We start from the raw sequence: 14,767 nt of genomic DNA, 5'->3' as shown, positions 1-14,767 counted from the left end.
GGCGGGGGCAGTTTCCTCTGTTGACTACCGACTGTCGACTGTTGAGTCTTCACGCCCATGAGCACAGGGGTTGGTCTCACGGTCACGCTGCGCGTCAGGATGGGCGCGCACGACGCACATTACGCGGGCGAGCTGTGCGATGGAGCGCGTATTCTCGCGCTCTTCGGCGACGTCGCCACCGAGCTCCTGATCCGTCTCGACGGCGACGAGGGGCTCTTCCGCGCGTACGAGGCGGTCGAGTTCCTCGCCCCGGTCCGAGCAGGCGATTTCATCGAGGCGACCGGGGTGGTCACCAAGGTCGGCGCCACGTCGCGCACGATGGCGTTCGAGGCGCGCAAGGTCGTCGCCAGCGTCCGCGAAGCCGGGGTGGCGCCCTCGGCGGCCGACGCGCTGGCCGAGCCGCTCATCGTCTGCCGGGCGCTCGGCACCTGTGTCGTCCCGAAGGAGCTCCAGCGTCGGCCGCGCCTCGTCCTGCCGGCGCTGTCGGCGCCGCCCCCGGACCACGCGCAGCTCCCGGAGCCGCGGCCGATCATCACGCCGCCCCCCCGGATCCTCGTCACGCCGCCGCAGAGCGCCCTCATCCTGACGGCCGCGATCGTCGGCGCGGAGACGACCCGGGCGCAGACGCCGCACCTGCCCATCACGGCGCGCGAGCTCGCCGACGAGGCCGCCCGCTGCCGCGACGCGGGCGCCTCGGTGGTCCACCTGCACGTCAGGAACCCGGACGGGTCGCCGAGCCAGTCGCGGGCGCTGTTCGCCGAGGCGATCGCCGCGATCCACGAGAAGACGGACGTCATCGTCCAGACGTCGACCGGGGGGGCCGTCGGGATGGGCGTCGACGAGCGCGCCCAGCCGCTGCTCTGCAGCCCCGAGATGGCCACCCTGAACTGCGGCACGATCAACTTCGGCGACGGGATCTTCGACAACACCCGGCCCCTCATCCGGGACATGGCGGCCCGCATCCGCGCCGGGGGGAGCGTCGCCGAGCTCGAGTGCTATGAGGTCGGCCATATCCATGAGGCGCTCAGCCTTGTCGCCGAGGGGCTCCTCGCGGAGCCGCTCCACTTCCAGTTCGTCCTGGGGGTGCCCGGCGGCATCGCGGCGCGCGAGGACGTGCTCCGGTTCATGATCACCCAGATCCCGCAAGGCGCCACGTGGGGCGTCGCCGCCGTCGGCCGCCACCAGCGCCCGATGACGGAGCTCGCCATGCAGCTCGGCGGGCACGCGCGGGTCGGGCTGGAGGACAACATCTACCTGGACAAGGGCGTTCTCGCCGAGGGGAGCGCGCCGCTCGTCGCGCGCGCCGCCGCCTTCGCGCGGAGCGCCGGCCGCGAGGTGGTCGAGCCGGACCGCGCGCGCCAGCTGCTCGGGATCCGCCCGCGCGCCGCGGCGGCCCAGGCCGGCGGGGCCTCCGGAGGGAGCGCGCGCGCGCAGGGATGACGGACCGACCGCTCTCGCCGTGGATCGATCACCTGCGCGGTCGGCTCCCGATCGCGCTCGGCGTCGCTCTCCTCGGGGCCGTCGCGCGGCTCTCGACCCCGCCCCCGCCAGCGCGGACCGCGGACGCCATCGCCGGGATGCTCGGGGAGGCGATCGGCGGCGCCGTCAGCCCGGACGACTTCGTCTGGGAGGAGCGCGGCGGGTTCTTCTCCGACGCGCTCCTGGGCCGCCGGGTGCTGTTCCTTGGTGTTCCGCGTGTCCCGCGCGTCCCGCGCGTCCCGGGTCCGAGCGCCGCGGAGCGCGGGCCCGACGCGGAGCGCGCGCCCGAGGGGCGCGGCGCCGCCGACCTGTACCGGGCGCGCGTGCGGCTCACCCGCTCCGGCCGGCCGGTGAGCCTGGACGGCGTGCGCAACCTGACCGGGACGCCCCTCGGCGACGATCGCGGCCTCGTCGCCCGCGGCAGCCGCGTCGCGGTGACCACCACCGCCTTCGGCGTCGTGCAGGGGATCACGCAGCTCGATCTGGGCGGCGATGGGCGCGCAGGAGCGCGGCCCGTCGGCGAGCGGCTCCGCGCGGCGATCGACGGCTGGCTCGAGACAGGGAGCGTGGACGGCGCGTCGCGCACCGAGATCTCGTTCGACAACCCGCCCGCGTCCGCGCGGCTCGACCTCGTGGACGAGGGCCTCGTGATGGCGCTCGGGCCGGAGGCGGTCCCGGCGGCCCTCAACGCCGGCACCGGCGAGGTCGACACGGGCGGGCGTGATCCGTTCGTCGCCCGCGCGCACCACCTCCCGCGCCGCGTGCCCTCGCTCGGCGAGCTCGCCGGGCCGTCCGCCGAGCGCCTGCTCGGTCCGACGGCGGCGGCCGCGGTCGAGCGGCTCGCGCTCGCCGCGGATCGCGCGGCGGCGAGGCTGCGCGCCGCGCCGGCCGCCGCGTACGTGACCCGCGGCCCCGCGTCTGCCGAGCCCGCGCCGGAGGGGTGGCCTTCGCTCTGGCCGCCGCCGCCGGTCGCGCCGGCGGTCGATCCCCCGCTCCCGGGGGAGGGCGCCTGGGAGCTGGTGGCTCCCTCGCTCCCGCGCGCGCTCCCCGGCGTCGAGGAGGATCCGCAGCGCCCCTCCAGCCCGTTCGCCGCGACGACCCTCCGGCCCGATCCGCGGCGGCCAGAGCTGCGCGTCCACCTGCTCGCGATCGACACGCGGCACATCCGGTTCACCTTGCAGGCGGGCTACGAGGCCCCCAGGCCGACCGTCGGCCCGCGCGGCACGGGGCAGCTCCCCCACGCGTCGACGCTCCGCGGCGCCATCGGCCTCGGCGCCTCCACGCGCGAGCCGGGCGCGCCCCACGCGGGGACGGAGGCGCTCGGCATGGTCGTCGGCGGCCGCGCGCTCGTGCCCCCGCGCGACGGCGCGGCGGCGCTCGGGGTCGACCTCTCGGGCCGGCCGTACTTCGGCGCGTGGCCGTCCGGCGGGGACGTCGAGCGCGTCCCCTGGGCGCTCTGGCAGCGCCCGGCGGCGAGCCCCGGCGCGCCCCGCGCGGAGGGATCCACGCGCTTCCCCTGGGCGCTCTGGCAGGGCCCTTCGCTCTTCGAGGCGGGGAGCGCCGCGGCCCCGCTCGCCCTCCTCGCCGCCCCTCCCGCGGAGCGCGCCCCGGCCAGCGCGACGCTCTCTCCCGGCGACGGCGACGACCTCGTCGTCGAGCGCGCGGCGCTGTGCATGACCGACCGCGGCTTCGTGGTCCACGCGTGGGGCAGCGCCCTCGACGCGGCCGCGCTCCGGGCGGCGCTCGAGCGCGCCGGGTGCCTCGCCGGCGTCTCGCTGGGCAGGGCGCCGGACCCCCTCGGCGTCGCCTTCCTGAGCCCCCAGCAGGACGGCGTCTTGACCGCCGAGCGCCTCTCGTCCGCGATGTCGATCGCGCCGCCGGAGCACGCGGCGGCCGTGTCGCCGCGCCCCTTTCTCTTCTTCGAGTCGCGCTGGACGGACGCTCCCCCGGCGCCGGACCTGTCGCTGCCGGGCGACAGCGTGGGCTGGGCCGCGGACGGCGGCGCGCAGCCGCCCCCAGCGTGGAGCCCGGCCGTGTACGCCGCCGCCACCGTGCACCTCGGCGCGCAGGTCCGCGTCCACGCCTTCGCTCCGGACCGGTTCCTGTTCCGGCTCCGCGCCGGCTCGCGCGAGATCTCGCCGCGGAGCGCGCCGAAGCTCGACGCCGAGGTGCCGGCCGACGAGCGGCGGCGGGTCCTCGCGGCGATCGGCGTCGGCACCGGCCGGCGGCGGGGCCCGCGCGGGCTCGCCGTGGGCGGCACCGTCGGCCTTCGCTTCCGCGGCGAGGGGGGCTTGCTGCTGGTCCGGGAGGGCCGCGTCGAGATCCGCCCGGCGGGCGGCGCCCCGCTCGCGCCGGGCGCGGACGCGACCGAGCTGCCGCTCACCGCCGATGACGGCAGGCTGCGGCCGGAGGCGCGCGAGATCGGGACCATGCGCCGGCGCAGCGCTGCCTGCGTTCTCGACGACGGCACGCTGCTCGTGGCCACGACCTCCTTCGACAGCGACGAGGCGACGACCGAGGCGCTGCTCGACCTCGGCTGCGCCCGCGTCGTCGCGCTCGATCGCGGCGCGCACCGCAACGCGTTCGTGCACCGGGCCTCCGGGGACCCCGCCCTCCAGCAGACCTACGAGGAGACCGCGCTCTTCGCGGTCGGCGTCGCGATGCCCGGCCGGGCGCGCCGGCTCGCCCCCTGAGCGCGGCCTTGGCCGCGCGAAGCGACGTAGAGGGAGCGCGGGCGGCGGTCAGGCGTGGGACAGCATGCCTCGCAGCATGCCGAGCGCGCGCGTGTGCAGCTGCGAGACGCGCGGCTCGCCGATCCCGAGCTCTGCGCCGATGTCCTTCAGCTTCGCCCCTTCGAAGTAGTACATGCCGATCACGCGCCGCTCCCGCTCCGGGAGCTGCGCGATCGCGAAGGACAGCGCCCGCCGGGTCGCCTGCGCCGAGATCGCCTCGATCGGGTCGTCTTCGCCGGACATGTGCACCGACTCCTCGGTCGGGGTCACCTCGCTCAGGCTCACGAAGACCGTCGCGCCGCCGGCCCTGCTGGCGGCCTCCGCCTCGACCGCCTCGCGCGCTCGCCGCGAGAGCCAGTCCTGCGCGCGGAGCTCATCGACGATCGCGCCGCGGATCCGGAGCTTCGCGTAGCCGGCGAACGTCTCGCCGTCGCTCCCGCCGTTCTTGCGGAGCGAGTCGACGAGCCCGAGCATCCCTGCGCTGAGCAGGTCGTCGCGCTGCACGTTGGGCGGCAGGTGGCGCGACACCTGCCGCACCAGCTTGCGGACGAGCGGGAAGTACCCCTCTAGCACCTCCGGGCGGAGCGGCGCGCACGTCGGCTCGTTGTCGCGCGGCCCGCCCGCGCAGGCCGCCTCGGTACAGCGCGGCGGGCTGCGCGGGCCGCCGTCCGGCGCGATACCCGGCTCGCTGTCTGGCTCCAGCAGCTGCCACGGGCCCTCGTAGGTGCACGCCGACGTGACCTCCACGGATTCCCAAATTTCGTGCGCGCACCTTGACGCGGCCTCCGCGGACTCCCAAAGCTCGCGAGAGAGCGACGCGCCCGGCTCCTGCGCCGCGACGCTCGGCGATCCATCGAGGCCGAGCGCAGAAGGCGCCTCGATCAGCGCGTGCTCACACGGAACGACCGGACACGTCGCGCCAAAGGCGACCGGCTGGACGAACCCGCCCCCGTCACAGCACGCGGGGAGCGACATGGGAGGAGCGAGCCCCTCCCGCTGCAGTCGGGTCGATTGCTGCACGTGAGGTGGATTGGTGCCACAACTCTCGCAGCGTGCAAGGCAGAGCCGTGCAATTGTGTCTGGTGCGGATGTTCAGTGTGTGGATTATAGCCAGCGGCCGGGACAGCTCACCTCTTCGCGGGCGAAGTTTCAGGAGCAGGGGTGGGTGAACCTGACCCCAGGACCTTCTCCTTCTCGCTGCCGCTGCGCGCCGTATCCGAGTTTGTCCCTGTAGTATTCATGGGTTGCGGCTGAGCGGCACGGGGCTCGCCTGACCCATAGACCTCTTCTTCTGCGGACACGGGGACATCGCGCGCCGCTTCATCGGCCGCGACAGAGCCCTTCGCTCCCGCGTAGCGCGGCGGCTCTCCAGGCCCCGAGTAATCCACCCAGTACACTTTATCTGATCTGACGTCCAGGTGAACGAACGTCGAGTTGGGATAATATCCGACACCTGCGTTGCGGAAACCTCGGCAGAAATCGCGGACCACGGTGTTGGGCACGCCCTCGACCATGAAATCGACGGCGCGGCCGTGGTTGTGGTTGGAGTGCGGGGTGTACTGGGTGGGTGAGTAGGGGCGATAACCGCTGACGACGCGGAGGGGCCTGCCGCCGAAGTGGTCGCTCACCATGCCAATCAGCGTGGCGAGCCGGGGATCGATGGGAATCGAGGCGGTGGGGGACGCGCGCATCAGCCGGCTGAGCTTGGGGAGGGCCTTGGGCACGAGCCGCCCCTTCGGCGTGAGCAGCTGGACGTCCAGCCGCTCGGCGCCTCGCACCAGGCGGACCCACCCGCGGCGCTTGGGTCGCTGCGCATAGCGCTTGTTGGGCGGCATCGAACGGGGATCGGCCTTCGCCGCGTCCCTCTTCGTCGACCCCTTCCCCCGGGGACGAGCCCCCGCGTCGCGCTCCTTCGCGCTGGCGCCGCGGCTCCGCTCCCGCTCGTCGCGCAGCGCGGCGGCCCGGCCCTTGGCTCGCGCGGCGGGCTCACCCCGCTCCGGGATCACGAGGACGAGGCCCGGATGGATCCGCTGGCCACGCTTGAGCCCGTTCGCCTCGCGGAGCGCGTCGACCGTGATGCGGTACCGCTTCGCGATCTTGCCGAGCGTCTGGCCGGCGTAGACCGTGTGCTGGCCGTCCTCGGCGACCGCCGTGCCGGGCGCGGCGCTCAGGAGAAAGGCCGCCGCGAGGGCGGCGAGCGCACATCGCAGCCGCGATGGCCGCGATGGCGAAGAGGTGGGCTCCATCGCGGCCCCGGCGCGGGGGCCGATGCCGCAGAAACGGGAGAACTCCGGATGCATGAGGGGACTCTGACCTGTCGTCATCCGTGCCCGACGACCGAGCCCCGGACGGTGCTACCCTGGGCTAGCGCGCGCTCGCCGGCCCGAGCCGGCGGCGCCGCACCGCATATCGAACTTCGATAGGCGGGCGGGAGGCGAGCGTAAAGCGGTTTTTTGCCCAGCGATCGTCGGTGGTGCGAAGCTTCGCCAGAAGCGACCAGAGGCGATCACAGGGGATCGGGCGCCCGGGAGCCGGGCAACGCAGCCCGGGCTTCCCTTGCTTCACCACGGCGGGCGCGGAGCAGGACGGACGGGATGTCGGAAGGCAAGAACTTGATCGGGGTCGATATCGGGTCGAGCGCGATCAAGATCGCTCAGATCAAGGAAGGCCGCAGGGGCTATGGCCTCGTGCGGCTCGGTTACGCGCCGCTCGCGCCGCAGGCCATCGTCGACGGCCACGTCATGAACGCGCAGGCCATCGTCGAGGCGCTCGGCCGCGCCTTCTCCGAGGCCAAGATCCGCCAGCGCGAGATCGCGCTCAGCATCAGCGGCCAGGCGGTCATCATCCGCAAGATCACGGTGCCGCTCATGACCGCCGCCGAGCTGGACGAGCAGATCCAGTGGGAGGCCGAGCAGCACATCCCCTTCGACATCAAGGACGTCCACGTCGACTACGAGGTGCTGCGCCGGCGCCCCGAGGCCGGGCAGATGGACCTCCTGCTCGTCGCCGCGAAGCGCGACGAGATCAACGACTACACCCAGATCGCCAGGACGGCGAAGCTCAAGCCCATGGTGGTCGACATCGACGCGTTCACCGTCCAGAACCTGTTCGAGGTGAACCGCGGCATCCCGCCGGACCAGACGTTCGCCATCATCAACGTCGGCGCGAGCCTCGCGTCGATCAACATCGTGTCGCGCGGCGCGAGCGCCTTCACCCGCGACATCGGCAACGGCGGCAACTACATCACCGAGCAGATCCAGCGGAAGCTCGGCATCAGCTTCGAGCAGGCCGAGGAGTTCAAGTGCGCCAGCGTGACCTCGGGGCCGGGCGGCGTGCCCGCGCAGGTCATCGAGACCATCGAGCAGGTGTGCGACTCGATCGCGGGGGAGATCCAGCGCTCGCTCGACTTCTTCCTGGCGACGAGCGGTGAGGGCGACATGCACCGCATCTACCTGACCGGCGGCTCGTCCAACCTGCCGGCGCTGCCCGCCGCGATCGGGCGGCGCGCCCGGGTGGCCGTCGAGCTGATCCAGCCGATGGAGCGCATCACCGTGGAAGCGAAGGAAGTCAACCAGGAGCTGCTCCGGCTCCGGGCGGCGCAGTTCTGCGTCTCGCTCGGGCTGGCGATGCGCAAGGACCGGGAGAAGCGCTCGTGATTCGCGTCAACCTCCTCCCGCAGCGGCGCGGCACGCGCGGGGCCGCGCCCCAGGCGAGCCAGCGGTGGCTGCTCGTCACGCTCGGCGTCGTGATCCTCGAGATCGTCGCCCTCTTCCTCTTCCACCAGACGAAGGTCGAGGAGCTCGACGAGCAGAACCGGAAGAACTCGCTGCTGCAGAGCCAGATCCAGGACATCCGCACGCTCGTGGCGAACCACGAGGAGATCAAGAAGGCGCTCGAGGTGCTGCGCGCGCGCGAGGACGCGATCGCGAAGCTCCAGGCCGCGCGCAGCGGGCCGACCGCGGTGCTCCTCGAGCTCGCGCAGCTGCTCACGAACGGCAAGGGGCCGACCGCCGATCCGGACAAGCTCGCGCAGCTCCGCAAGGAGAACCCGCTCGCCGTCTACAACCCGTCCTGGGACAGCCGCCGGCTGTGGCTCACGAGCTACGTCGAGTCCGAGCGGACCGTGCGCGTCGAGGGGCTCGCGCGCGACGGCACCGACGTCTACGAGCTCGCCCAGCGGCTGAAGCTGTCCTCGTACTTCTACGACGTGCAGCTGCTCCCGGGGAAGAAGGAGAACGAGAAGGCGTCGCGGCTCGAGCTCGTCTCGTTCGCGCTGCAGCTGAAGGTGAGGTACTGATGGCCACGAAGCCCATGCCCGTGCAGGCCGGCTCGGCGCTCGACCGGCTGCCGCCGCTCGCCAAGCTCGGCGTCGGCGCGCTCTTCGCGGCGCTGGTCGGCATCCTGTACTTCGTCGGCTTCTACGCCGACGTCGACTCGCAGATCGAGAGCGCCGTGCAGAAGCAGGGCGTGCTCCAGGCGGAGCTCACCAAGGCGCAGGCGTCGAAGGCCGCCTACCAGAAGGACCTCGACGAGAAGACCCGCCGCGAGCAGATGAGCCGCGAGCAGAAGAAGATCCTCCCGGACGAGTCCGAGACGCCGGCCTTCCTCTCCGCCATCCAGGGCGTCGCGACCGTCTCCGGCGTCAACCTGACGTCATGGAGCCCCACCGAGGAGATCCCGCAGGAGTTCTTCTCCAAGGTGCCGATGCAGCTCACGCTCTCCGGCAAGTTCCACCAGGTGGCGAAGTTCTTCCACGGCGTGGGTCAGCTCGATCGCATCATCAACCTCGAGGAGGTCCAGATCAAGGATCCGAAGGTCGTGGGGAGCGACGTGGAGGTCAAGGTGGAGTGCCTCGCGACCGCGTTCCGCGCCGTGCGCGCCGGGGAGACCGCGACGAGCGGCGTGAAGCGTCGCAGCGGCGGAGGTGTCCGGTGAAGGCCGGCCGGATGATGCTGCTCGCCCTCGGGGCGACCACCGCCGCGGCCCTCGCGCTCGCGGGGTGCGAGGAGGACGTGCCGGTGACCTCCTCCACCAAGCCGCGCCCGCCCGGGGCGCAGGCCTCCGCCTCGCCGCAGCGCGCGTCCGCGGCCGGCGCCGGGTCCGCGGCCGCGGACGCCGGCGCGCCAGAGCTGCCGCCGCTGCCGCTCCGGGAGTTCCAGGAGGCCGACTTCTCCGAGAGCGACCGGAGCCGCGACCCGTTCCGGAGCTTCGAGTCGCTGTTCGCGACGCAGGCCCGGGGTCGGGTGACGATCCAGCGCCAGGTCCTCGTGGATCGCTTTGCGCTCGACGAGCTCAGGCTGGTCGGCGTCGTCTCGCGCGCGCCCGCCCGCGCGCTGCTCACCGACCCCACGGGGCTCGGGTGGGTGGTGAAGGTGGGCGATTTCGTCGGCAAGGCCGAGATCGTGCACGCGGGCGGCCCCACGGGCGTCGACGTGGCCGTCAACTGGCGCATCGATCGGATCCGCGACTCGGACGTCGTCTTCATCCGCGAGGACCCGTCGCACCCGGAGATCCCGCCGACCACGCGCGTGATCGCGCTGAGGCCGCTCGGCGAGGAGAGCGAGGCGGCCCTCGGCGGCCCGTGACCGCCACGAATTGGGCCCGCGCCGGGCACCCGAAGTAGCCTCCCGGCAGCGTGACGCAGATCTCGCGTCACCGCGAAGCGGGAGTGCAATGAAGAGCAATCGAGACTATCGCCCGAGGCGGGGCGCGCTTCGCCGTGCTGCGGCACTCGGGGTGATGTTGATCCTCGGCGCTCCTGCGGGAGACGCAGACGCCGCCGCCCCGATCAAGGTCAGCGACGTCAGGCTCACGGCACCGGACGAGGGCAAGGCCGAGATCGTGGTCGCGACGACCGGCGAGCCGCGCTTCTCGGCGCGGGTCGCGGACGGCGGCAAGCGGCTCCTCATCGACCTCGAGGGCGCCGAGGCAGGCGGGGCTTCCGGCGCGATCACGAGCGGCAACGCGATCGTGGCCGGGGTGATGACGCAGGGGTTCGGCAAGGCGACCCAGCGGACGACGCGGGTGCTCGTGCAGCTCGCGCGCCCGGCTGCCTACCGGATCCGCGCCGAGCAGGGCGCGCTCGTGATCGAGCTCGCCGCCGCCGACGCGACGGCGCCCATGGCGGCGCGGGCCCCGGCCGGCCCCGCGGCGGCGGCGCCGGAGCGCGAGCCGGCGGCGATCACCGACGTGCGCTTCGAGCACCAGGCGACGCTCGATCGGGTCGTCATCGAGCTCTCGTCGATCCCGAGCTACCGCGAGTCGACCGGCAAGGGGGGGCGCCGCGTCATCGAGCTCAGCGGCGTCCGGCTCCCCGACGCCCTCCAGCGCAAGCTCGACGTCGGCGCCTTCGGCGGCCCGGTGCGGGCCATCTCGACGTTCCGGCGCAACAGCGACGGCTCCAGGGTCGTCGTCGAGGTCGAGCAGGTCGAGGGCGCCTCGGGCGTGGTCGCGCGCGAGGGCAACGCGCTCGTGCTGAGCGTCGCGAAGGGCGCGCTGCCCACGGCGCTCTCGGGGATCGCCGCCGACGGCGGCGCGGCGAGGCGGACCCGCACGGTGGCGCGCGAGGCGCTCCTCGACGACGGGGCGCCGAAGGTGGAGACCTCGTTCGAGGGCGCGGACGGGGGGGTGGGGGCAGAGCCCGGCGTAGCCGGGCGTAGCCCCCACCATCCGACGGAGAGCCAGGAGTCGCTCGTCGAGCCCGACCAGGCCGGCGCCTTCATGCCCGCGATCGCCGGGCAGCAGCGGCGGTTCACGGGGCGGCGCATCGACCTCGACCTGAAGGACGCGGACATCCACAACGTCCTCCGGCTGATCTCCGACGTGGGGCGGGTCAACATCGTGACCGCCGACAACGTGAGCGGCACGGTCACCATCCGGATGCGCAACGTCCCGTGGGACCAGGCGCTCGAGACGGTGCTCCAGGCCAAGGGCCTCGGCGTGGTCCGGCAGGGCAACATGATCCGCGTCGCCCCGATCGCCGATCTCAACAAGGAGCGGGAGCTCGCGATCGCGCGGCGCAAGAGCGAGCTCCAGCTCGCGCCGATCGAGACGCGGCTCATCCCGATCAACTACGCGGACGCGAAGGACCTCCAGGATCGCTCGAAGGACATGCTCTCGCCGCGCGGCTCGCTCGCGGTCGACGAGCGGACGAACGTGCTCATCGCGCGCGACGTCGCGGGGAACCTGAACCAGATCGAGGAGCTGGTCCGCTCGCTCGACACGCAGACGCCGCAGGTGCTGATCGAGGCGCGCATTGTGGAGGCGACGAGCCGCTACGTGCGCGACATCGGCATCCAGTGGGGCGGCGACGGGACGTTCAGCGCGGCGACCGGCAACCCGACGGGGCTCGTCTTCCCCTCGGCGATCGGCGTCGCCGGCGGCGCGACCGACTCGAACAGCCCGACCGGCGGCCTCTCGCCGTTCGCGAGCCAGGTGTCGAACCCGAACTTCGCGGTGAACCTGCCGGCCGTCGTCGGCGCCGGCTCTGGCGGCGCGCTCGGCTTCACGCTCGGCTCGATCAACAACACCGTCAACCTCGGCGTCCGGCTCTCCGCGGCCGAGGCGAGCGGCATGCTGCGGATCGTCTCGAGCCCGCGCATCCTCACGCTCGACAACCGGGAGGCGCGGATCAGCCAGGGGACGCTGATCCCGTTCTCGCAGATCAGCGCCCAGGGCGTGCAGACGACCTTCCAGGAGGCCAAGCTCCAGCTGCTCGTCAAGCCGCACGTCACGTCGGACGGCAGCGTCGCGATGCACGTGAAGATCAACCGCGACGACCCCGACTTCAACCAGACGTCGGCCCGCGGCGACCCCACCATCCTGAAGCGCGAGGCGGAGACCGACCTCCTGATCATGGACGGGCACACGGCGGTGATCGGCGGGATCTTCACCCGCAACACCGGCCGGAACCTCGATCAGGTGCCGTTCTTCGGGGACATCCCGGTCCTCGGCCTCCTCTTCCAGCGGCGCCGCGCGAGCGACACGCGGAACGAGCTCGTCATCTTCCTCACGCCGCGCATCGTGAACCGCGCCGAGGCGCTCGGCCGGTAGCCCCCGGGCGCGGCGCGCCTCGCCGCGCCCCGAACCCCCTCAGGCGCGCTTGCGCCGGGCCGCCTCCCGCGGGCTCGGGGCGGTGTCCGTCACGACGCCGCGCAGCCACGCCCGCGCGGGATCGCGCTCGGTCCGGCTGTTCCACGCCATCGCGATCTCGATGGGCGGCAGCTCGAACGGCAGGTCGAAGGTGCGGAGCGGCACCAGGCTGGAGAACGCCCTGCCCAGGCGTGTGGCCACGGTGGCCACGAGATCCGACGCGGTGATGGCGTGCGGCACGAGGAGCACGTGCGGCACCGTCATGGCCTCATGGCGCGCGATCCCGCGCGCCGTGATGAGATCGTCCGCGACCCCGTCGTGGGCGCCGCGCCTGGGGACGACGACGTGCGGGAGGGCCGCGTAGGTCTGGAGATCGACCTGCCCGCGCGCCGTGGGGTGGCTCATGCGCGCGAGCCCCGCGAAGCGATCGTCGAAGAGGGGCGCGCGGCGCAGGTCGGGGGGGAGGCTCTCCTGCGGGAAGACGCCGATCGCGAGATCGATCTCGCCGCTCCGGAGCGCGTCGGCGGCGCGGCCGTCGAGCGGGAGCAGGTGGAGCGCGAGCCTCGGTCCGCCCTGCTCGAGCGCCGCGTTGAGCCGCGGCAGGAGGACGAGCTCCACGTACTCCGTGGCGGCGATCCGGAAGGTGCGATCGCTCGTCGCCGGGTCGAACGCCGGCGTCGTCTCACCGAAGAGGCCCGCGAGATCGTGGACGATCGCGGTGACCTGCGGCGTCATCTCCTCGGCGCGCGAGGTGAGCGCCATCTGCCGGCCGACCCGGATGAGCAGCGGGTCGGAGAAGAGCTCACGCAGCCGCGTCAGCGCGTGGCTCATGGCGGGCTGGCTGAGGCCCACCCGGCGGGCCGCGAGCGTCACGCTGCGCTCCTGCAGCAAGGCGTCGAGCGCGATCACCAGGTTGACGTCGATCGCCGAAAGATTCACCCAAAGAATATACGATGAGTCATGTATCCATGGCATGGATACTTTCGTTTTCTTGCGCGGGCGCGCGGCGTGCGCGGCGAGGAGGCGTGATCCCGCGCCTGCGGGCGCTGTCGTGCGGCCCGCGTGGCTGCTAGGGTCGCGCGCGGCTCCCCCCTGATCGGCGGTGCCTTGCGGAGACCATGACATCGCCCGTTCTGCTCGGGGGGATCGACTTCTTCCACCTCATGAACGATCGCGCCATGCGATCGCGCGGCCAGGCGGGCAACCACTGCCTGTTCGTGATCGAGCTCGACGGCCGCGTCGATCTGGCGCGGCTCGCGGTGCGGCTCGAGCGCGCGACCCGGGCGCTCCCCGAGCTCCGGTTCCGGCTGGACAACAGCGTGCTCGGGCGGGCGGGGCGGCCCCGCTGGGTCGTCGATCACCACCGGCGCGCCCCCGGGCTGCGCCTCCATGAGGTGGAGGGCGAGCGCGAGCGCGCGGCGCGCATCGAGGCGCTGCTCGCGGACCGGACCTCCGCGGAGCGGCCGTGGGCGCTCGACGTCGTGCGCGAGGTGGGCGACGGCGATACGGTCGTGCTCCGCCACCACCATGCGTTGACGGATGGCAGGGGCGCGGATCGGCTCGTTGCCTGGCTGGGCTCCGGGAGCGGCGACGCGCCTGACGACCCGCCGCCGCGGCAGGAGCGGCACGACGCGCCGGAGCGCCTGCTGGCTGCCATGGACCGCGACGAGCGGGTCGCGCTGGCGCGCGCGTACAAGGCCCACGTGCTGTCGCTCGGCCGCGCGCCCATCCTGTCGCTCGCGCGCGCCTGTCCTCAGGTGCGGCCCTCGGCCTCCCGCGTCCTCCGGCTCACGCTCTCGGCGGAGGAGACCCGCGCCTTCGATCTCCGGGTGCGCCAGCGCGCGCGGCTCGCCGAGACGAGCCTCATGTTGATCGCGGCGACGCGGCTCGCCGACCGGGCGCTTGCGGGCCGCGGCTTCGCCCCGCCGCACCACGTGATCCCGCTGCCCCTCTCGCTCGACCCCAAGGGGGGGGCGCGGCGGCTCTTCGGCAATCACCTCACGATGGCCCTGCTCTCGCTCGGCCGCGACGAGCTCCACGACGACGCGCGCGCGGTGGCTCGCCTCGCCGAGCAGCAGCGGGCCGTGGTGCGCGACAGGCTCGATCTCGCCATGATCGCCGCGCTCGATCTGGCCCGCTGGCTCCCCGGCCCGATCTACCGCTGGCTGGGGGATCAGCCCTTCCAGGGTGAGCTCGCCTCGCTGATCGTCTCGAACCCCGGCGCGGTGACGGTGGAGCGGTTCGCGGGGCTCCCGGTGCGCTCGGCGTACCCGCTGCCCGCGGTCGTCGCGCCGCCCGGCTTCCAGGTGATCTTCAGCCGCTTCGGCGGTCGCCTCTCGGCGTCGATCATCCACGGCGACGGGCTGCTCCGCCCGGACGAGGCGGAGGTGATGCCGGGCGCGCTCCGCGCCGAGCTGCTCGGGGAGCCCGCGCCGCCGGGCGGGGGCGCGGTATAAGGGCGCTCG

Annotated in this window: 11 protein-coding genes; 8 read left to right on the top strand and 3 right to left on the bottom strand. The window is 73.4% G+C overall.

The window, feature by feature from the left end; genetic code table 11:
• The first annotated feature begins 57 nt into the window (after positions 1 to 57).
• Positions 58 to 1,440 (top strand): 3-keto-5-aminohexanoate cleavage protein, encoded by a 1,383-nt coding sequence (locus WMF22_RS33705; protein ID WP_438032443.1) that lies wholly within the window; start codon positions 58 to 60, stop codon positions 1,438 to 1,440.
• Positions 1,437 to 4,172, top strand: a complete 2,736-nt coding sequence (locus tag WMF22_RS33700) for a hypothetical protein (protein ID WP_438032442.1) — start codon at positions 1,437 to 1,439, stop codon at positions 4,170 to 4,172. Before WMF22_RS33705 ends, WMF22_RS33700 begins: the two co-directional genes overlap by 4 nt.
• Positions 4,173 to 4,220: 48 nt before the next feature.
• Here the strand turns inward: WMF22_RS33700 and WMF22_RS33695 are convergent, their stop codons facing one another.
• Positions 4,221 to 4,958 (bottom strand): sigma-70 family RNA polymerase sigma factor, encoded by a 738-nt coding sequence (locus WMF22_RS33695; RefSeq protein ID WP_438032441.1) that lies wholly within the window; start codon positions 4,956 to 4,958, stop codon positions 4,221 to 4,223.
• 380 nt (positions 4,959 to 5,338) lie between these two features.
• Positions 5,339 to 6,511 (bottom strand): DUF882 domain-containing protein, encoded by a 1,173-nt coding sequence (locus WMF22_RS33690; protein WP_438032440.1) that lies wholly within the window; start codon positions 6,509 to 6,511, stop codon positions 5,339 to 5,341.
• Positions 6,512 to 6,805: 294 nt separating this feature from the next.
• Here WMF22_RS33690 and pilM point away from each other — a divergent pair, with 294 nt between their 5' ends.
• From pilM to WMF22_RS33665, 5 genes are all read left to right on the top strand, one after another.
• The gene (gene pilM / locus WMF22_RS33685; RefSeq protein WP_012238809.1) at positions 6,806 to 7,867 is read left to right on the top strand and encodes a type IV pilus assembly protein PilM; all 1,062 of its coding nucleotides are present in this window, start codon (positions 6,806 to 6,808) and stop codon (positions 7,865 to 7,867) included.
• Positions 7,864 to 8,508 (top strand): PilN domain-containing protein, encoded by a 645-nt coding sequence (locus WMF22_RS33680; RefSeq protein WP_012238808.1) that lies wholly within the window; start codon positions 7,864 to 7,866, stop codon positions 8,506 to 8,508. Before pilM ends, WMF22_RS33680 begins: the two co-directional genes overlap by 4 nt.
• The gene (locus WMF22_RS33675) at positions 8,508 to 9,146 is read left to right on the top strand and encodes a type 4a pilus biogenesis protein PilO (RefSeq protein ID WP_437294051.1); all 639 of its coding nucleotides are present in this window, start codon (positions 8,508 to 8,510) and stop codon (positions 9,144 to 9,146) included. The genes WMF22_RS33680 and WMF22_RS33675 overlap by 1 nt, the downstream gene beginning before the upstream one ends.
• Entirely contained in the window at positions 9,143 to 9,796 is a 654-nt protein-coding gene (locus WMF22_RS33670; RefSeq protein WP_437294050.1) for a pilus assembly protein PilP, read from the top strand. The genes WMF22_RS33675 and WMF22_RS33670 overlap by 4 nt, the downstream gene beginning before the upstream one ends.
• Positions 9,797 to 9,884: 88 nt before the next feature.
• Positions 9,885 to 12,263, top strand: coding sequence for a type IV pilus secretin PilQ (locus tag WMF22_RS33665; protein ID WP_438032439.1), 2,379 nt, complete (start codon positions 9,885 to 9,887; stop codon positions 12,261 to 12,263).
• Between the two features lie 39 nt (positions 12,264 to 12,302).
• Here WMF22_RS33665 and WMF22_RS33660 read toward each other — a convergent pair whose 3' ends face one another.
• Positions 12,303 to 13,241, bottom strand: coding sequence for a LysR family transcriptional regulator (locus WMF22_RS33660; RefSeq protein WP_437294049.1), 939 nt, complete (start codon positions 13,239 to 13,241; stop codon positions 12,303 to 12,305).
• A gap of 179 nt (positions 13,242 to 13,420) precedes the next feature.
• On the opposite strand from WMF22_RS33660, the gene WMF22_RS33655 reads away from it, so the two are divergent.
• Entirely contained in the window at positions 13,421 to 14,758 is a 1,338-nt protein-coding gene (locus tag WMF22_RS33655) for a wax ester/triacylglycerol synthase domain-containing protein (RefSeq protein ID WP_437294048.1), read from the top strand.
• Positions 14,759 to 14,767: the final 9 nt, after the last annotated feature.

Origin of the sequence: Sorangium sp. So ce204, assembly GCF_051526795.1 — a bacterium.
In the GTDB taxonomy this organism is placed as follows: domain Bacteria; phylum Myxococcota_A; class Polyangia; order Polyangiales; family Polyangiaceae; genus Sorangium; species Sorangium cellulosum_B.
This window is presented reverse-complemented; position numbering and strand designations above follow the sequence as displayed.